Genomic DNA, 20132 nt, shown 5'->3' on the forward strand with positions numbered 1-20132 from the left:
TTAAGTAGAAAAACAAGTCTTTTAAGTAGAATTTGGTCGCTTCCTTTTGTTTTGTGCTATCCTGCCCTCAGGAAATCACAAAACAGAAGGGAGCGATTTCTTTATGAACGAAAAAAACAGACGCAAAGACGATAAAGAAGATCAGGTTCTTTCCGCTCCCAACGCGGAGGGCAATGTATGGCCAAGGCAATCCTGCCCGGCCTTTACCCCTCGTATCGGCGCGGTAGAGGAAACCTGCTGGTACTGCGGCTACGCAGATTTTCATTTGGACAAGCCCCGCGCATTGGATGTGGGTGTGTGCTATTATCCAAAAAAACAATCAAAACAGGAGGAGACGAAGGAATGAAAAAACGATTAGTAAGCTTCGCACTGGCATTGTGTATGATACTGACCCAACTGCCGATTCCAGCCATGGCGGAGGAAGCGGATACTTCCGTCGATGCAAGCGGAGAAATTATCGCATTTGCACCGCTTGATGAAACAGAAAAGTCAGTATCAACCGGTACAGCGATTGAGGATTTGGGGCTGCCTGAAAGCCTCACAGCAACAGTGAAAACGGCCGTGCCTGACGACAGCGGTACAACGGCGGAACCTGTGCAGGATTCGGGTGAGCCAGAGGAGAGTGTGACGTCGGAAAATCCGGCAACAACAACCAGCAGCTCTGCCCTACAAGGAGATATGAATGAGCAACAGAAAGCAACTGCTCCAAAATGGGAAGAAAAAATCGTGGAGATTCCGGTTAAATGGACATCTGATCCGGAATATGACATGGACACCAAGGGCGATTATGTATTTACACCAGTGATTGAAGGCTATACGGTAAGTACCGACCTGCCGAAAATCACCGTGACAGTGGACGCACAGCCCCTTATGAGGGCGCTGACGGCAACCGACTACGGCATATGGGTGGGTACGACCAAGGTCACCAGCGACAACGCAAGCAATGTGGCCGGCGACGGCATCAGCGGCATCGTCACTTATGATGCGACTACCAACACACTTAAGATGAACAACGCAACCATCACAGGGACGAACAACTACGGATTTGCCATTTATAGGCCTTCCGGTGACCTGAAGATTAACCTCATCGGAAGCAACTCCATTAACATCAGCAGTGTTACAAACGTCGATGGGGATTGCTTTGGGATTGTTGTCCAAGATGGTAAGTTGAGCATTCAAAGCGCGACGGTGGGCGGCAGCCTTTCCATCATCAGCACCTCGACTGTCAGAACCTCGAATTCCACCCCCAAAAACAACCTCGGCATTTTGGCTCGGGGTGTTTTGACAATCGAAGACTGTACGGTAGCTGTTACGGCGGGCAGTGCTGATGCCCCTTACTCTATATGCAACGGCATTGAGGCCATTGGTCTTTCTATTAATAACGCTACCGTTACGGCCAACGGCGGAACCTGGTTGTCAAGCAGTGGCAGAAACATAAGCTATGGCATAAATGTTATTGGCGGCTCTCTTTCCATTGAAAACTCCACCGTTACAGCCAACGGTGGTAGCAGTATTTCTAGCGAGAGCTATGGCATAAGAACCGCATCCAACGTTAATACCACGATTTCCGCCTCCACCGTTACCGCCACAGGAAACAACTGCGCACTCAATTTTAGCAAAGTTCCGACTGCCACCGGTCTTGCGGCGACCGCTTCGAGTGATAAAACAGGTACCGATGCGCTTGCTGTTACCTTCGACGGAAATGTTTATGGTGAGAACAACACCTATAAGTACGTGCAAATCAGCCCGGCCACCCCAACATCTCAAGCCCGATGGGGCGTGGCGGGAAGCGCTGACGCCACACCGACAGCGTGGACATATGGTACGCTGACCGAGGCCATGAGCTATGCCAACAGTTTAGCAAGTGGAAAGGCATATATTCAGCTTCGGGAGGACATAGCTATTACTGAAGCGCTGGTCTTTGCGTCGGGCAAGACCACTATCCTTGACCTGAACGGCAAGGATATCGACCGGGGGTTGACGACGGCAACTCCAAACGGAAATGTAATTAATGTCAGCGGAAGCCTGACCCTCAAAGATAGCAGCACGGATACCGTTGCAAGTCAAGGCAAAATCACCGGCGGTTTCTCCCAATACCCCGATGAGCCCAATTCCTACTACGGCGGCTGTGTCGACGTCAATACATCCGCCAGCTTCACGATGCAGGGCGGCAATATTAGCGGCAATAAGACCAAAGCATCCTCCACAGGTGGCGGCGGTGTTTATGTCGATGAAGATGGCATCTTTACCATGACGGGCGGCAGCATCGCGGACAACCAAGCGTACTGGGGCGGCGGCGTGGGCGTGTATGGCGGCAGCTTTACCATGCTGGGCGGCAGCATCACCGATAATCAGAGCGCAAACGGCGGTGTTTACTTTGACTCTGGTTCAACCTTTACGGTAGGCGGTACGGCCGTGATTGATGATAACACGGTGTCCGGCTCCTCCACTGAGTGCAACGTAATGCTGACTGACAAGACGATTTTGGTGGATAGCGGGACGCCTCTCACCACCGGCGCATTCATCGGTGTGACCGCGAACACTGCGCCTTCAAAGGGCAGCCCGGGAAGCGTCACCGGCACAAATTCCGCCGATTACAGCGGCTATTTCCACAGCGATAACAGCAGCTACATCATTCAGAACAGCGGCTCAGGCAGTGCACAGGTGATGCAGCTTGCAGTGGGTCCCGTCACCATCAGTCCGCTGACCATTACCGGCTCTTTTACGGCGGGGCATAATCTCACGCTGAGCGAGCTTGATAGCAAATATAAGCAAACCATAACGAATAATGATGAGATGTTTACAGTGATTACAGAATATGGCTGGCAGACTCCCAATGGTCTTGGCGAATGGACAAAGTGGTCGGAAGGATTTATTCCGCTTGACACCTCGGGTACCTATAAGCTGCGCTATTATGTGGACTACACTAGCGACAGTAGCCCATCAACGGCTTACTCCAACGCAGTAACGCTGAACGTCGTCGGCAACACAACCTCCCTTGCGCTGACGTCAGCGCCCGAAAGTCCGCAGAACACGGGAACCCCCATCACCCTGACTGCGACCCTCACGGGCTTTTTTGCAAACGCCGGCGTAAACAATCATACAATTACCTTTAAGAACGGAACGACGACCCTCGGCACGGCAAGCTTGAATTCCAGCGGCGTGGCTACCTATACTTTGATACCCAGCAGCACGGGCACGTATTCCCTGACCGCTACGTATGCCGCCACTGCTTACAACAAGGCCGCCACCTCAAACACCTTGAACTATACCGTGAATGCCAATCTCCCCACGGCGGCGATGTATGCGGCGGACGCGGCTTCCGGCACGGACTATGTGCTGGACGACACAAATCAAACCCTCACCATCAAAACCGCCAAGGGCGCGGCGTTCTGGTCGGCAAGCGGCACAGCCTATTTGAGCTACACCGTCAAGCTCGTAAGCAGCATCGACGTTTCCGGTTTCCAGTGGACGCCGGTGGGTGACGGCTCAAATAAATTCACCGGAACTTTTGACGGGCAGAGAAATACGATCACAGGGCTGACGGTCAATTTGAACGGACAATACGCCGGATTGTTTGGCAGTATATCCGGCGCCACGATCAAGAACGTCGGGCTGGTTGGCGGCACGGTAAGCGGCGTAAGCACCTCAGCTTCCGCTTTCGCCGGCGGCATCGCGGGTCTTGCCGATGGTTCCACGATTGCCAACTGCTATAACACCGGCACGGTAAACGCCTCCTGTAATGTTAGCTTCATCTGCGCGGGCGGCATTGCCGGCAAAATCACGAACAACTGCTACGTCACCAATTGCTATAACACCGGCGGCGTAAGCACTACCAATGATGGTGGGAACGACAACTACTCCGGCGGCATTGCCGGTTTTGCAGACGAGAGCAGCACCATCCAGAACTGCTATAGCATCGGCACGATCTCGGCTGCCGGCAAGTTTGGCGCCACTGCCTTCCTCGGTGGCATCGCGGGCGGCGTATTCACCTCCAGCCACATCTACAAGTGTTACTATTTGACAAGCTCGGTTGGAAAGGGTATCGGCAGCCAATGGGATGCCATTATTTCAAACTGCGGCACTTTATTGGACAACTGCGGCACACTGACGGCGGGGACGGCAGACCAGTTTGTGTGGGCGCAAACTCTCGAAAACGATGCCGATACCCTGCTGAACGCCCTGAACGGATGGGTTAACGCTAAAGCAAGTGCAGACTACAACACATGGCAAGCCGACAGCGCCACCCCCACAAACGGTGGCTACCCGGTGCTCAACGCAGCGTGGACTGCCCACAGTTCTCTTGATTTGACCAGCGTGAGCTGTGACGTTGCAGCTGGGAAGCTCACCGGCACGGCGGCCAATATGCAGTACAGTCTGGATGGCGGCGGCACATGGCGGGACTGTGTCGCAGACAGTACCACCGGACTGACCTTTTTTGCTGGCACTGTCAAAGTGCGACAGAAGGACGAAACGACAAATGAACGCACCATTATCACCATTGCTACCGCAGTGACTTCCAACGCTCCGACGCTGGAAAGCAAGACCTATAACAGCGTGACGCTGACCGCTATGGCAGGTTATGAATATTCCAAGGATGGAGGCGCGACTTGGCAGAACAGCAATCTATTTTCCAGCCTGAGCAGCAGCACCACGTACAGCTTTGTGGCCCGAGTTAAGGCCACCGCCGCAACACTGCCCAGCAAAGTAAGCACGGCGCTTAACGTCACAACGAATGAGGTATCCTCTGGCAATGGTGGCTCCAATGGCGGTGGTTCTACAAACCCTCCGTCTACCAAGCCAACCGAGCCGGTCACCGGCAGGACAGAAAATAAGGCTACGGTGGACAATAAGGGCAACGCCAGCGTCAGTCTGACCGACAAAAACATCACAGATGCCATTGCAGATGCAAAGGCAGAGGCAGCAAAGAAAGGCGTGAACCCAGGCGACATCACGGCGGTGATCCATGTTACCACAGACGCTAAGGATGCAAGCACAGTTACAGTAAATCTGCCCAAGACAACACAGGTGCAGGTCATAGGCAACAAGATTGCCAGCGTTCAGCTTGTTATTGACCGACCCGACCTTATCATCGGCATTGACCTTGCGGCGGTAACCGAGATCAACCGGCAGGCAAAGGCAGACGTACAGCTTTCCGCCACCCGCATAGACAATGCAAAGCTGTCCGGCGATGCAAAGGCCGCCATCGGCAATCGTCCCGCATATGACCTCAAAGCACTCTACGGTAGCGGCAAGACCGTGACCAATTTCGGCAACGGCAGCGTCAGCGTGGAGATTCCTTATACCCTGCAAAAGGGTGAAATCGCGGGCAATGTTTACGCCGTCTATGTGGACGTAGAGGGAAAAGTAACCTACCTTACCGATTCCAGCTATGATGCAAAACGTGGGACGGTGGTATTTTCCACCAGCCATTTCTCCACTTACGGCGTAGCCTACAAAGCCAGCTTCCAATTTACCGATATTGACGGACATTGGGCAAAAGACGATATTCTCTTTGTCGCTAACCGTGGCCTTATGACCGGCACCAGCGCTACCACATTCAGTCCCAACGGCTCCATGACACGAGGAATGTTTGTAACAGCACTGGGACGTTTGGCAAATGCCGACATAAGCACCTACAAGAAGTCCAGCTTTACCGATGTAAAGGTTGATGCCTACTACATGGGATATATCGAATGGGGCGTAAAAAATAACATTCTGGTGGGCATCGGCGGCGGCAAGTTTGATCCTGACGGTCTTGTGACCCGTGAACAGATGGCGGCTATTATGGACAGATATGCTACGGCTATCGGATTCAAACTGTCGGAGGTTCACGCACAGAACGTCTTTGCGGACAATGCCAAGATTGGTGCATGGGCGGCTCCGTCTGTAAAGCGCATCCAGATGGCAGGCATCATTCTGGGGAAAAACAACAATTTCTATGATCCTCAGGGAACAGCTACCCGCGCCGAGGTTTCGGCAGTGCTGCGGCGCTTTGTGGAGCTTACGGTTTTCAGTGATACAGCACAGGGCTGAGTGAAAAATGATTCCGGCCAGTGAATGTACTTTAAAGACGATTGGCTCTTACAGTGTGCAGACCATTAATGGAAAGGTCTACCGCTTTGACAGCATGAGCATGTTGTCGCTTTCGCAAGCGGTTGGAAGCAGCCAATTTCCATAGCCAAAGAAAACTGACTGGACTATAATAATGCGTTAAATAAATATGCTTCGGTATTCTAGATGATTTTATTAATATGCTTGGAGATTTAGAAGAGGTTCAGCTTGATAAATATATTTCTATTATAGTAACACAGAACCAATCACAACAAATGTAAACTAGCTGAAATTTAAAATATCAAACTTTTATCTTATGTAACCCAATAAAGTTTCTTTTTTAAAATGCAACCCATTTGGGTTGCATTTTTGCAGTTCTATACAGAACTACGTAATTACAGTAATCGATGAATTAAATAAAGTGTTTTCCAATTCATTAGCCAAAGATGTTGAATTCAGTGGGGTAGATGAGGTTCAAGGTTTGTTCCTCACTACAGAAGATTCATATATTTATTTCAGAATGTTTTTACATGCTTATTTCTCCTGTTGAAATATGAGCAGGAATTGGGGTAGGGGAATGGAATGTAAATTGAAAATGCAAGTACCACTGCTCAAGATAGACCTGTATATCATAATGCAAGAAAAGCCATTGAAAATGTAAATGATGCCATAGGTAATTTGACTTTTTTAGATAGAATTGTAAGTGTAAAGGCAAATGTCATTACAAAATGTATTTGAATGTGATTAACAATTGGTGTGGTGGGATTCCAATAATTTACAAAATATAGGAAGTGTTATATACTAGTATTGACAATTCTACAGACAAATACACGAAAGGGATTTAATGATGAAGAAAATAATGGTTAAAATCTTGAGTTTTGTAGTAGTATCTGTGCTATTCTTGCCGATTACAAATGTATATGCTAATGAGGAAAAAACAAGCTGGATAGAACTGGCATCTATACCTACAGAAAGATTTACATTTCAATCGGAAGTAATTGATGGTAAAATCTACACTACCGGAGGTAGTTGGAACATCGATTACACAAAAAAATTTGCACACATAGAAGTTTACGAACCTTTTACAAATACATGGACCAATCTAGCTTCTATGCCAACAGCTCGGGAGAAATTCCAAACAGCAGTATTAGATGGTAAACTTTATGTCATTGGAGGCAGTAAGCTGGGAACTTGGGAGCTTGTAGCGTCTACAGAAGTTTATGATCCTACAACAAATACTTGGGGAAAGAAGGCATCTATGCCGAAAGTCCTATCAGATTTATATGGATTTCAGACCGAAGTTGTTGATGGTAAAATCTATGTTTTTGGGGTTATTCCTGATGGGACTAGGACACCAATAACAGAGGTTTATGATCCATCTACTGATATATGGACTATTTTAGCACCTATGCCAACGTCTCGTCAGGGATTTCAAACAGAAGTTATTGATGGAAAAATATATGCCATTGGAGGATATAGTGGCCCCCTCGTAGCTGGTACTATTTCCCATATGGATTCACTTTCAGTAGTAGAGGTATATGATCCTGCTACCGATCAATGGAAGACACTGGCTTCAAGATGTTTTTTTCAAACAGAAGTCGTTGACGGCAAAATATATACTATTGGTGGTTGGAACGTAAAGGTTGGAGAGTATCTAGGTAAGGTACTATCATCAACTGAGGTTTATGATCCATCTGTGAATAAATGGACGACTCTTTCGGATATGTCCACAGCTCGACATGTTTTTCAAACTGAGGTCATTGACAATAAGATCTATGCAATTGGTGGTGCTGGACCGTTTGGCCCTGATAATAATTTATTGTCGGCAGAGGCTTTTGATACATCTACAAATAGATGGACAACTCTTCCATCAATGAAAAAAGAAAGGACATTTTTTCAAACAAAAGTAATTAATAATGTAATTTACGCCATTGGGGGAATGAATGTAACCGCTATGGAATCCTATACCGTTCCTATTAGTACAACAAAATAATTCTGAATAATCTTTTTTTAAAATAAGTGATATATATAGTGCTCAAAAAATTACAAATAAACATGGGGTTTCTGGTTTATATAAAGTTCCATATTGGCCAGTAGGTTTTGTTTGGTAATCTTCTTCAAGAAGGTTCATAAAACAATTCACATTTATTACATAAAAAAATTATCTCTCACAAAAATAATTATAAGCTTTCCTTATGTATTATAGCATGGCAAAATAAATTTATATTCGTATAAAATCTAGAAGGTAAGACTGTTCTTCTAAAGAAAATATAAAAAGCAGTAGATACCATGGGATGGTTTCTGCTGCTTTTACTTGTTATGTATTTTTCTACCAGTAATAAAACAGTGTTGTGAAAGTTATCTACTTATCCCCAAAGGAAAATGAATAAGTTCATATTATATAGAATTTAAGACTAGTGAGAACCAGTGCTATTTTCTAATACATCATGCTCAATGTCAGTAGTGCTTGGATCAGGATATTTATAGATGGTAATATCCACACGTCGATTTCGAGCAAGACCTTCTTCTGTTCCAGAAGTATCTACAGGCGAAAAGTAAGAAAACCCTTGTATGGAGAGCTTATCTTGCTGAATGCCATGATTTACAAACTCTGTCAGTACAGTTAATGCTCTTTCTGTTGACAATCTCCATGATGCCAAGTCATCCTGCAAGGAATGATCTCCTACATCGGCGATATGTCCGCTAAACGTAATATAATCTGCCTGATCATAGATTAGAGATACCATGGTTGCAAGATCATTTATAACAGCAAGACTTTTAGGATACAAATTTGCTGTATTTGGCTGAAACATTAGATTGTCTTTTACCTGAATTCTTACATAGTTATCAGTTACTTCAATAGAAAGGCTGGCATCCAAGCTATGTTCGTCTATATATGAGGATATCATATTGTATACTTCTTGTAGTTGTACCTCATCTGCTTCACCATTCGCTGTCGTCTTTTCAGATGGAGCTTGATTTTTAGGAGATGCATCTTGAGAGGGACTGTACGCCTGACTGGCTGCATCTGCAATTTCTTGAAACTTCTGAGCATTTACATTGCTGATTGCATATAGAATAATGAAAAGGGCCAGCAACAGTGTAATCATATCCGCATAGGTTAAGAGCCAACGCTCCGAATTTTCTTCTTCCTCATGAGAAGAATGATTTCTTTTTTTCAACTAAATTCCTCCAGTATTAAGAGAAGAAATGCTATTTTTCAATACCTGCTTTATATTTTTTAAGCCCACCGGGAAAGGCTTGATAGTATATAGACAGTTTATTTTCGATAACACGAGGGGGTTCCCCATTTACGATCATACAAATACCAGAAATCATCATTTCTTTTAGAATCTGCTCTCTCTTTAAAAGACCTTTGATACGGCCTGCAAAAGGAAGATATAGAAGGTTTGCAAAAACAACACCGTAGAGTGTAGCGATAAATGCTGCACCAATGGCAACAACAAGCTTGTCAGGATCCTCCATGTTTCCTAACACGTGCACCAATCCCATAACGGTACCTATGATACCAAAGGTGGGGGAATAGCCTCCTGCGGCACTCCAAACGCCAATGTCTAGCTGTCGTTGTGCAACAAAGGCATTCACATCCGCATAGAGAGCTTCTTCAATCTCATCAGTGGATTTCATTTCCAGTGCCATAATCATACCCAACTTTAAAGTTAGATTATTTGGCTTGTTGACTTCAGGGTTATCTAGGAGTTTTTCCATAGCAAGCAGTCCTTCAGTTCGGCAGGTTTGTGCCACCTCTGTAAGTAAGGCGATCAGTTGATCTGGTGCCTTTACTTCTGCATTGGTAAAGGTTGCTTTAAGTGCTTTTAAAGCACTTATTACATCAGATATTTTATTCGTAATGATGACGGCACTGATAGTTCCTCCAATTACTATGATGCTTGGACTTAAAAGAAAAAGGCTACTAAGATGCCCACCTTCTAGGATATACCCAAAAATAATCGAGCCAAATGCACATACAATACCTATAATAAGAAAAATATCCAAAAAGCTACACCTCTTTATAGTGGAAACAAAATGAAAAGATAAGGAGAACTTGAAGGAAAATAAGATTGTTTGTCGAACAAATTCTCTAAATTAAGAATAGCAAAAAAAGAGAATAGTGTCAATTTATTTAAGAAAAGCAATAGAATTATTTGATTTTTAGAAAGAATAACTAAATCTTAAGTCTGGGGAAGGGGGAAATGAAAGGATGGATAGAAGGCATATGATAATAGATATGTGCAGATTCTTCAGTCCCGATGTCATTAGCAGTTGCCTTTGCTTGGAGTATCACCATGGTGAATGTTTGTCTGATGTACCGCAAGTTTGCCGTCTGCTCCTCCATATTGTTCGATCATGATTTTTGCTAATTTTGCGTCAGGTTTTCAATCTTAACTGGAAACTCTAATTTTTTAGATAAATCCACATTTACATACACCTCTTTTTGCCAATAGAAAATTTTGTTCCGCTTGCCAAGGCCATGAGCTTTAAATCCAGGCCCATTCGGGGTTTTTAATTTCTATATTTTATTTGGGAATACTATCGTCATTGATTACATCTCTGCTATCATTATAGGTTATCAAAATTGATGCATCGAAATGAGTGTATTTAATAGCAGGATTAGTTAAATAACTTAATTTTTCTAACGTAATGTAGGAATAAAGCCCTTATAAATTTTGTATGATTATGAATCCATAATGGATATAAACTGAAATCAAATGCAAATGAAAATCATGGAGGAAAATAGATGAAAAAGACACTTAAAAGAACCGGTAAGGTATTACTATGGATTTTGGTGATTATAGTTGGATTAGTAATGATTTCAGCAGTAATGCACAACATTCTGAAATCCGTTGAAAAAAATAAATATAAAATAGGTCAGACGATAAATATAGATGGTAAAAATATGCAATCTTATGTGACTGGCTCAGGAGAAAAAACAATCGTGTTATTAAGCGGATTAGGAACCGCTTCACCAATTGCGGATTTTATGCCTTTAGCGGAAAGACTAAGTGCGGATTATAAAGTTGTAATCCTTGAATACTTTGGGTATGGTTTTAGTGATACAACAAAAAAAGAGCGTTCTAATGAAAATATTGTAAATGAAATAAGATCAGCACTAAAAGAATTAGAAATTAGTGGACCATATATACTGATGCCCCACTCCATATCGGGCGTATATGCAATGTACTATGGAAAAAATTATCCAAATGAAGTAGAAGCAATTATTGGAATTGATGAGTCTGTACCAAATCAAACAAAAATCAATAAAAATGCTAGCATGTCGCCGAATTTGACGTTATTTAACACATTAGGAATTTTGAGGGATATTAAATACCTTTCACCAAGTACTGATGATGGTATGAACAAAAACAATTATTATTCTGTTGAACAAGTTAAATTAAAAGAGATGGCAACTGTTTGGAATAGTGCAAATGTCTCTGTGATAAATGAAATGAATATGGTAAATAAAAATACAAAAGAACTTTATGATGCAAAATATCCAAATGATTTGCCTGTTCTTTTATTTTTATCTAAAGAATCAGTGGACACAGATAATGAGTGGTTACCGCTTCATGAAGAAATAATCTCAAATCCAGCTATACAAAAGATTGAAACTCTTAGTGGAGGACATTATTTACATTGGACAAATGCTGATAAAATTGTCGAAATGACAAAAGAGTTTATTTCCACACATTTAAAATAACAGTGAACTTCTTAGGTAAAAAGAATAGCATTAGTAATTATTAGTATTGACTGAATAGCAAGAGCTTGTTAAAATGTCCAGATTTCACTAGGCATAATATACCTAGTAAAATGTAAAGGAAAACGACAATTCACAATTACAGTAGATAATGGCTAGAATTATGGACATGAGAGTGAAAACTTTCACGTCCTTTTTTTAGTAAGAATAAGAGGATTACTCGTCTTACAGGATTTCTGAGAATTGCGAGTCAATACATTGAGTCCCACTCAGAGACTTGGTATTGATTGGTAATCCCATACAAAGATATTACAGAGCAGTCAGATTGAATTTTTTTCGGTGTTTTTTATGATGTAAGAAGTGGTTTACAAGTATCTGTTTTCATGGCTTAAGTTTCAGCTTACCTCAAATGAAGTATTGAGCGTACTAATTCGTGTATGTATGTAAGAGTGAGGGTCAGATAGCTCAGTTTGATTAATTGCTACAGCAACCAAATCAGTATCTTTCATTAGCCCAGATATTAGTATGAACTTAAGAATTTACAAACGATAAATGAAAGAAATATGAAAGGTTAATGTAGAAAAAATATTGGGTTTTCCTGTTAAGCTTTAAATAGTAAGAAGCAAAAGCTTCAAAAACTCTTCTATACAATATAAAAAGAAAGGATAAATTCGTATGAAAAATCTAAAAAAAGTAATATGCATCATATCAATAATTACCATAATGATGCAGGCAATGGGGTGTTCACAAATAGATACAAATGCAGAGAAAAATAGTCTGAGCGAAGTATCTATGGAGAGCGCATCGGGGGAAAAACAAACAATATCTTTGCCGTATATCGAAAGGCATCCATCGCAGGATAATTATGGTAGGATTGTGGGGAAGGTATCAAAATTACCAAATACTGAAAATGGTGAAATTGAAATCAGAAGCGCAGACTTATCGCAGATAGATTTATCTGATGAGCTGGAGAATCTATTGTTAACTACTTATGACAGCAAGACGAAATGGCCGGATAATTTACCGGAAGGGTTTAATCCGAATAATATTATGGAGAGATGCAAAGACCCAGGATTAGGGGTAAGAAATCTCCATAAAGAAGGCATAACAGGAAAAAACGTTGGGATAGCTATCATAGATCAAGAGCTATTAACCAAGCATAAAGAATTCACAAAACAATTAAAATATTATTCAGAGAATGATTTAATAAAAGCATACTCTGCAGCTTCGATGCACGGAGCTGCAGTAGCGTCCATTGCAGTGGGGAATACCTGTGGGGTTGCACCGGAGGCTAGCCTTTATTATATAGCCGAAAATTTTATTACAGAAAACTATACCGGTAGAGTTGCCAAGGACATTAATGAGCTGTTGGATTTGAATAAATCATTGAAAGAAGAGGAAAAGATTCGAGTTATTTCAATCTCCTGGGGTGCGGAGGAAGAAGAAAGTGATGGCTATAAGGATTTGAAAAAGGCATATCAAAGAGCTAAGGAGGAAGATGTATTCGTTATTACAACTTCACTTCTGGAGGATGACAGAGAGGATATCAAAGGAGTTAATTTCATCGGAATGGAAAAAACCAAATTAACAGATCCAAATGATTTTTCTGTTTATGGTAAAGCCTCATGGGCAGAAGAATCGGATCTTTATAAAAAAGATTATTTGTGCATTCCTATGGACAATCGTTGTGTAGCGGCACCAACCGGAGTAGATGATTATGCTCTCTATCAAACGGGGGGACTTAGCTGGAGTGTACCTTATCTTGCTGGAGTGTATGCGTTGGCGTGTCAGGTAAAACCGGATATTGATTATAAAGAATTCTGGAAAATCGCACTGGATACTGCAGTTGCTAATAACAAACTGGATATGATCATTAATCCGCAAGAAATTATAGAAAAGCTGAAGGAGCAGAAATGAAGGGATTGATTCATATTATATTTTTATGATATGAAGCAATAGGTAAGCCTTACAGCAATATTTTTGATTGTTTTTCTGTTTTTTTTGCCACTTTCTGCTAAACTGTGTTAGGCTATAAATATAGATAACTAAGGATTATAATAATATGATACCGAAATACAGAGAAAGGTAAAAATCATGAAGCAAATTAATATATTAGTGGCGGATGATGATAAAAATATTGTTGAGGTGCTTACCAAACTTTTAGAATTGGAGGGCTATCTTGTACATCAAGCTTATAATGGTATTGAGGCTTTGGAGTGTGTACAAAAACAGGAGCTTCAATTAATATTACTGGATGTTATGATGCCGAAAATGAATGGATTGACTGCAATGCTGAAAATAAGGGAGAAGAAAAACATTCCCATTATTATATTATCAGCGAAGACAGAGGAGAGTGATATTGTTTCTGGCTTAGAGCTAGGAGCGGATGACTATATAGAGAAACCGTTTAATACACCAGTATTACTTGCTAGAGTAAAGGCGCAAATCAGAAGGTGTTTTCTTCTTGAAAATAGCACAAGTAAAGACGCAGATAGTATCCTTCGAAACGGTTTACTTGAACTTAATCGATATAGTAAGCAGATAAAAGTTAATGGAACGGTATGTAGGCTTACGGCGACAGAATATAAAATTATGGATTTATTGATGGAGAATGCCGGAAGAGTTTTTTCAGCAGAACAGATATATCAAAGTGTATGGAATGATGAGGATGCCTACAGTGTTGAGAATACAGTTATGATACATATACGTCGGATTCGTGAGAAGATAGAGACCGATCCAAAGAAGCCGAAATACTTGAAGGTGGTGTGGGGAATTGGATACAAAATTGAAAAAATATAGACGGTATCATCTACTCTTTTGTATTAACGTAATTCTTTATGGTACTTTCTGGGCAGTTATAAGCAGTATGAAAAGCAGTATGTGTTTTGGTATATATGAAGAATATGCCTATATGGGGAGATATCCAAGCATATTTACTGGTATTGTAATATTACTCCAGATACTTATGCTGTTTTTCTTACTTTGCTTTATAAACCATACGGAGATTGGCAAGGCTTCTTATTTCAGAAAAATACCATCAGAATTAGCGGTAATGCTCTTTTTTTTGTATACTTTATTTATCATTTATTTATATCGTTATGAGCAAGTGTTTGCGTTTCAATTTAAAGAAGTATATTTCGAAGGGGTCTATGAGTTTTGGGAAACTTATGGTGATATAATCAGGGAAACTGTAATCACATTTATTCAAAATATACTGATTAGCAGTGGATATTTATGGATCATTACAGCGATCACTGTAAAAACAAAAGGAGGGCACTGGAAGGAAGATAGCTTAGTTGTAAAGCTTTTTCAGCACTATAAGAGAAATAGGATAAGTTCCTTAAGGCAAATGTATTTTAATGATATTTTCTTTTTGTTCCTTCAGCTGGGAATTATCCTGTATGAAAACATAGCATGCATTATGATTATTACCAGAAAAAATTCTGTTTTACTATTTAACCTAGTGATTCTTCTAGTAATACCATTATTGCTTGAAACTTTGTTGATATTGTGGAAATGTAAAGTGGAGATAAAGGCAAAGGACATTCGTTCCCTGGTTGATGAAATTCACAAAATCAAACAAGGACAAAAACAAATTGAAAATAATATCTCTAGGAATTCATATCTATATGAGACCGGTGAAGAGATAAAGAACATTTCTATTAATCTATATAACAGCATGCAGCAGCAAATGAAGAATGAGAAGCTCAAGGTGGATCTAATAACGAACATTTCTCATGATTTGAAAACACCTCTTACTTCTATGATAGGCTACATTGACTTATTAGCTACAAAGGATTATTTAAGCAGTGAAGACAGGCATTATGTTAAAGAGCTTAACAAAAAGGCAGAGAATTTGCGTGATATGATCAATGCAGTGTTTGAACTATCCAAGGCCTCCAGTGGGAATATGAAGTTTGATAAAACAAAACTGAATTTGAATAAATTGATTATGCAAACAATGGCAGATATGGAGGATATTATTGCAAATTCTGGATTCGATATAAAAACCGTTTATTCAAAGGAATATTTAGAGATTTATGGTGATGGAGCAAAATTATATCTTGTTTGCCAAAATCTGATAAGTAACGCGTTAAAATATTCTTTGATAGGTAGTAGAATCTATATTAGAACATATTTAGAGTCTGGGAATGCAGTTTTTTGCATCCAAAATACCTCCGCATATGAAATTGATTTTTCACCTGAGGAAATTATCGGAAGATTTGTCCGGGGAGATGAATCAAGATGTGATGGAGGTAATGGACTTGGGCTTGCGATTGCGAAAACATATTCAGAAGTATGTGATGGTGAATTTAAAATTGATATTGATGGGGATATGTTTAAAGTAACTATTCAATTTCCTATGGTAGTAAATAATATTTTAAATGATTGAAAAGTTATCCACCGCCAAAGAACCAGTGCACTCTGACGTCATCATTAATATCGCTTCAAGGCATGTGGAAATTTTATGCTTATTATCTTTCATAATAAGGTCTTACGCGGTTTGATATACTGGTAACGGCGGTAGTGACAACCATTTGGCTACCCTTTTTTGAGATGTTGCCAAATGGAAGCCGCCTTTCCAAATAAATCTACCCTTCGGGATACCGTTATGTCGGTTGCGTGGGTATGACGCAGTAAGTGGAAGACAAAGGCGGCTTTCAACTCATTATGAATACCCTGGATACTACCAAATTTATCACACTTCCTCTAATTCTTCAATTTTAGAGATGGTGTTAATATCTATTCCTTTTCCAAACTTTAATAGAGCTTTTGACTCAGTAAATGACTGAATGACAACATCTAGATAATCATCATTGCGAAAGTCAAAAAATCCTTTAATGAAACCTTCTTTTGAAGCTAATTCAATGAATACATGTCTATTACAAAAATAGTCTTTATTTATTATCTTAATATCTTCTAGTGCAATATCAGATTGTCTTGTCGCTGTTAACGTTGTAATACATTTTTTTCCAATCAGGCCGAACACATTTTTTTTATTAAACGGTCTTTGATAAAATAGAAAATCTTTATCCTCATTAATAATAAGAACATCTGCTACCCCGTCACTCCACCCATCGAGTTCGATTTCATAATAGTTGCCTGCATACTCCCTACAATCTAATATTATTTCATTCTTAACATCTGTTTTGCCAATCGTTCTTGATTCATCTATCAGCTCGTCAACACTTACATCAAAAACTTTTGATATCAATATAAGATTACTTACTTCTGGAACACCACTATTTGTTTCCCACTTTGCAATAGCAGAACGAGATACATTTATTTCTTCTGCCAGTGATTCTTGTGTAATTCCTTTTTCAGTTCTTAAACATTTTATTTTTTCGCCTAATGTCATACTAGATCTTCTTTTCTAAACGTTTTTCAAAAGCATACAGCTAAAGACCGGATTAGTCCATACACACACCGTGACCTCACTGTCACTTATCATAACAATGCTGCAAATTCAAGTTTATCTAACTCAGCATTTGTTATTTTTCATAAAAAACCACAGTAATAGGCTTCACAATTATGAGAATAATAATATCATTCATTGTATCATACAGATAAGGATTTAAGATAACAAAATTATTTAGTCATTTATGTGAGAATGGCTTTAAAGATGTTTGAAAATGAAATGGTGAAATAAAACATAGAAGAAGTTTTGAAATTTACAGACTTATTTCTGCGCAAAGATGACTAGAGTGCAATAAAAGATCGTGTTGTTATGGCAATGAAAAGTTAATTTTTTAGCTGAAAATTCCATAAGATAAGCGTAGAAAAACGGAAAATATTATTTATATATTTTTACATAATTTATACTTTTAATAAGTTTTATTTGATTTATTTGCAGAATGCAATTAAGATAAATGTTTAAAGTAAAAAGCAACAAGGTTGTAAAAAATCATAAATTGGAATAAAAAATTACGGAGGTTTCTAATGATTAAAGTCTATTTAGCAGGGATTGCATCCTTATATGAGGGTGAGGATATAGAAATTCAATATAGTATTTATGACGATCTAGAACTAATATGCAAGAAATCCGTGAGTATGGACTATGTCAAGCCAGCAATTGTAGGACAAGTTGCTATGAGAACGGTACTTAATAAGTTAAAAAAATATATTAGCAAAGAGGTAGTAGTTGTTGTTAATGACACGGCGTTATATGAATCGATTAGAGGAACGTTGAAAACAAAAAATATAGACGTTTTGAAAATGGCACGAGAAACAAGAAAAAAAATAGCTGGTTTTGAAAATTTTACGATTGAAAATGTAAGTGGTAATTATGTAAAGACAGAAAAATGGATGCAAGCATTAAAAGATTGTAAAAGTATTTGATTTTCTCAGGATTATTACCGAAAAAGATTTGCTAGTGAAAAAGGTTTACGTTAACTAAGAAGGAGAGTTTATAAATGGATAATAATGATATACTAATTAGGTTAAGATATGCACTAGATATAAAGGACTCAGATATAGTGAAAATATTTCATATTGATGGTGTTGATCTAACAATAGAAGAAGTACGAAAAATGCTAATTAAATCTAAAGACAGAGATAGTTTAGAAGACGAAGCTCTTGATGATATAGAAGAAAATAGAATATGCTCGAATGACGAATTAGAGTCGTTTTTAAATGGGCTGATTATATTCAAAAGAGGTAAAAAAGATCAAAATTCAGATCAACCTGCAAAACCAGTTTTGTCTATAAAAAACAAGCAAAATATTAATAATATTGTGCTTAAGAAATTAAAAATAGCCCTGTCATTAACTAGTGAAGATATGCTTGATATATTTAACGAAGCAGGAATTAATGTAACAAAAGGGGAACTAAGTGCTTTATTTAGAAAAGAAGGGCATAAGCATTATAAAGAGTGCGGTGATAAATATGCTAGGAATTTCCTAAAAGGTTTAGCTTTAAAAAATAGGAGATAGGTGTTTATACAAAGTCGGGTTTTTAGTTAAGGTATAGTTCCATTTAATAAATCCATATTTCCTTCTTTTTTAAACTAAAAAGCTGGATAAGATAACAAGCATTTCAGCTTATCACCTTATCCAGCTCGTGATTTTGTTTCATGACTTGCCTTCGAGTGCAAAAATATTTATCACAGATTTATGCGAAATGACAATCCCTTGATTAGTGTAGATAGGGCAATATAGACTAAAAGCCCAACCTTTTCCCATCTTTAAGCAAGGATTCTTTGAATAATACAGGATTGTGATGGTGGAATAGAAAGTGGGCAACCAAGCCATAAATGGAGAGGTTACCAACCTTTCAGCTTTAGTAGTAGTAATTTAGGGGTTTCTAAAGTGGTTGCATAATTGTATGGTTTCAGCTACAACATTTCAAAATGCAGATGCAACTGGTCAAGTTTTGCAAGTATTATTTTGGATAATTCTTCAGGTTGCACTGATAGAATACTTTTGCCATATCTAATAAAATAGCTTGCAATAAAGTTTTCCTCTCCTTTATTGTAAAATCCACGAATATAATATTGCCCATTTTCAAAATCAATTCGCATAGAGGGATAGTGTTCTTTTTGGAATAGGTCTACACCCTTACTGTCTACCGAAACCTGAAAATCTGTAGCAGTAGCAGTTTTATATAGTGTATCAGAGGATTTTTTAAAGTCTGTAAACGGTTTTGGATGGTATTGTTTATTTTCCTTTATGGTAACTACTTTGTCGCACCGTAATACCTGCGTGCTCTCTGTTTCGAAATTATAACCAGTAGCATACCATTGACCGAAAGATGCGGAAATATGGAAAAATTGCATGATATAGCATTTTTCTAAGTCTTTTTTTCGATAGTTCACTTCACAAACCTTCTCTTCTATGGCATACTGCAAAATAACCTTCAAAAAGTCACAATGATTAATCTGCGGAACAGAGCCTAAACGAAAGACTTTTTCTGTTTTCCGCAACATTTCAATTTTTTCCGGAGAAAGGCAGTTTTCAAACTTTTCCTTTAATTTCTCTACACTTAGATGGAATGGTGTGGATTCATAATCTTTTAATGTTAGCATGGAAAAATAAAGTGCAAGCACCTCATCAAGGTTAAATACAATGGGGGATAGAAGCCTATTTTGAAGGATGCCATAGCACCCATTTCTGCCGAGCTGCGAAAAGATCGGCATGCCGATTTCTTCTAATGACTGTATGTCTCTAAGAGCTGTACTCTTTGAAATAGAATATTTTTTCATGATATCTTTTAGATTAAATGAATTTTTATCATTTAGATAAAGCATCATATCATTTAGCCGTTCTGATTTATTCATAGACTCCTCCTACATTTATGTTATTGGAAAAAGGTATCACAATATGATACCTTTTTATAGTATAGTATAATCAAATCAAATGAAATG

14 protein-coding genes are annotated in these 20132 nt (G+C 39.6%); 10 read left to right on the forward strand and 4 right to left on the reverse strand.

The annotated features are described in order from the left end of the window. The first annotated feature begins 46 nt into the window (after positions 1-46). The 3 genes from NE558_RS08420 to NE558_RS08430 all read left to right on the forward strand — a co-directional run bounded on the left by NE558_RS08420 (position 47) and on the right by NE558_RS08430 (position 8047). Complete coding sequence (locus NE558_RS08420) at positions 47-346, forward strand: hypothetical protein (RefSeq protein ID WP_256149573.1); 300 nt, start codon at positions 47-49, stop codon at positions 344-346. Then, the gene (locus NE558_RS08425) at positions 343-6036 is read left to right on the forward strand and encodes an S-layer homology domain-containing protein (RefSeq protein ID WP_256149574.1); all 5694 of its coding nucleotides are present in this window, start codon (positions 343-345) and stop codon (positions 6034-6036) included. Before NE558_RS08420 ends, NE558_RS08425 begins: the two co-directional genes overlap by 4 nt. 865 nt (positions 6037-6901) lie before the next feature. Beyond that, positions 6902-8047 (forward strand): Kelch repeat-containing protein, encoded by a 1146-nt coding sequence (locus NE558_RS08430; RefSeq protein ID WP_256149575.1) that lies wholly within the window; start codon positions 6902-6904, stop codon positions 8045-8047. A gap of 421 nt (positions 8048-8468) precedes the next feature. Here the strand turns inward: NE558_RS08430 and NE558_RS08435 are convergent, their stop codons facing one another. Together NE558_RS08435 and NE558_RS08440 are read right to left on the reverse strand one after the other, a co-directional pair. After that, the gene (locus NE558_RS08435; RefSeq protein WP_256149576.1) at positions 8469-9236 is read right to left on the reverse strand and encodes an OmpA/MotB family protein; all 768 of its coding nucleotides are present in this window, start codon (positions 9234-9236) and stop codon (positions 8469-8471) included. 31 nt (positions 9237-9267) lie between these two features. Continuing rightward, positions 9268-10071, reverse strand: coding sequence for a motility protein A (locus tag NE558_RS08440; protein ID WP_256149577.1), 804 nt, complete (start codon positions 10069-10071; stop codon positions 9268-9270). Between the two features lie 205 nt (positions 10072-10276). Between NE558_RS08440 and NE558_RS08445 the strand changes: the two genes are divergently transcribed. The 5 genes from NE558_RS08445 (at position 10277) to NE558_RS14605 (ending at position 16163) form a co-directional block, all read left to right on the forward strand. Next, entirely contained in the window at positions 10277-10426 is a 150-nt protein-coding gene (locus tag NE558_RS08445; RefSeq protein WP_256149578.1) for a hypothetical protein, read from the forward strand. Positions 10427-10813: 387 nt separating this feature from the next. Next, positions 10814-11773 carry an alpha/beta hydrolase gene (locus NE558_RS08450; RefSeq protein WP_256149580.1) on the forward strand — a complete coding sequence of 320 codons (960 nt, stop codon included), beginning with the start codon at positions 10814-10816 and terminating at the stop codon, positions 11771-11773. A gap of 672 nt (positions 11774-12445) precedes the next feature. Continuing rightward, entirely contained in the window at positions 12446-13687 is a 1242-nt protein-coding gene (locus NE558_RS08455) for a S8 family serine peptidase (RefSeq protein ID WP_256149581.1), read from the forward strand. A 177-nt stretch (positions 13688-13864) separates the two neighbouring features. Further along, positions 13865-14569 (forward strand): response regulator transcription factor, encoded by a 705-nt coding sequence (locus tag NE558_RS08460; RefSeq protein WP_256149582.1) that lies wholly within the window; start codon positions 13865-13867, stop codon positions 14567-14569. A gap of 307 nt (positions 14570-14876) precedes the next feature. Further along, complete coding sequence (locus tag NE558_RS14605; RefSeq protein ID WP_256149583.1) at positions 14877-16163, forward strand: sensor histidine kinase; 1287 nt, start codon at positions 14877-14879, stop codon at positions 16161-16163. Positions 16164-16469: 306 nt separating this feature from the next. Here the strand turns inward: NE558_RS14605 and NE558_RS08470 are convergent, their stop codons facing one another. Next, positions 16470-17129: a helix-turn-helix domain-containing protein gene (locus NE558_RS08470; protein ID WP_256149584.1), complete on the reverse strand. Its 660-nt coding sequence runs from the start codon at positions 17127-17129 to the stop codon at positions 16470-16472. 581 nt (positions 17130-17710) lie between these two features. On the opposite strand from NE558_RS08470, the gene NE558_RS08475 reads away from it, so the two are divergent. Together NE558_RS08475 and NE558_RS08480 are read left to right on the forward strand one after the other, a co-directional pair. Beyond that, complete coding sequence (locus NE558_RS08475) at positions 17711-18109, forward strand: hypothetical protein (protein WP_256149585.1); 399 nt, start codon at positions 17711-17713, stop codon at positions 18107-18109. A gap of 74 nt (positions 18110-18183) precedes the next feature. Continuing rightward, positions 18184-18702 (forward strand): DUF1456 family protein, encoded by a 519-nt coding sequence (locus NE558_RS08480; RefSeq protein WP_256149586.1) that lies wholly within the window; start codon positions 18184-18186, stop codon positions 18700-18702. A gap of 401 nt (positions 18703-19103) precedes the next feature. Here NE558_RS08480 and NE558_RS08485 read toward each other — a convergent pair whose 3' ends face one another. Continuing rightward, positions 19104-20045 carry a helix-turn-helix transcriptional regulator gene (locus NE558_RS08485; protein WP_256149587.1) on the reverse strand — a complete coding sequence of 314 codons (942 nt, stop codon included), beginning with the start codon at positions 20043-20045 and terminating at the stop codon, positions 19104-19106. Between the last annotated feature and the right edge of the window lie 87 nt (positions 20046-20132).

This window comes from Anaerotignum propionicum, from assembly GCF_024461735.1.
Classification (GTDB): domain Bacteria; phylum Bacillota; class Clostridia; order Lachnospirales; family Anaerotignaceae; genus Chakrabartyella.

Excerpts from the sequence above, each read along its gene's own strand:
- NE558_RS08470 (WP_256149584.1), bottom strand. The coding sequence starts at position 17,129 with ATGACATTAGGCGAAAAAATAAAATGTTTAAGAACTGAAAAAGGAATT.
- NE558_RS08485 (WP_256149587.1), bottom strand. The coding sequence starts at position 20,045 with ATGAATAAATCAGAACGGCTAAATGATATGATGCTTTATCTAAATGAT.
- NE558_RS08425 (WP_256149574.1), top strand. The coding sequence starts at position 343 with ATGAAAAAACGATTAGTAAGCTTCGCACTGGCATTGTGTATGATACTG.
- NE558_RS08450 (WP_256149580.1), top strand. The coding sequence starts at position 10,814 with ATGAAAAAGACACTTAAAAGAACCGGTAAGGTATTACTATGGATTTTG.
- NE558_RS08460 (WP_256149582.1), top strand. The coding sequence starts at position 13,865 with ATGAAGCAAATTAATATATTAGTGGCGGATGATGATAAAAATATTGTT.
- NE558_RS08480 (WP_256149586.1), top strand. The coding sequence starts at position 18,184 with ATGGATAATAATGATATACTAATTAGGTTAAGATATGCACTAGATATA.
- NE558_RS08475 (WP_256149585.1), top strand. The coding sequence starts at position 17,711 with ATGATTAAAGTCTATTTAGCAGGGATTGCATCCTTATATGAGGGTGAG.
- NE558_RS08430 (WP_256149575.1), top strand. The coding sequence starts at position 6,902 with ATGAAGAAAATAATGGTTAAAATCTTGAGTTTTGTAGTAGTATCTGTG.
- NE558_RS08455 (WP_256149581.1), top strand. The coding sequence starts at position 12,446 with ATGAAAAATCTAAAAAAAGTAATATGCATCATATCAATAATTACCATA.
- NE558_RS08445 (WP_256149578.1), top strand. The coding sequence starts at position 10,277 with ATGGATAGAAGGCATATGATAATAGATATGTGCAGATTCTTCAGTCCC.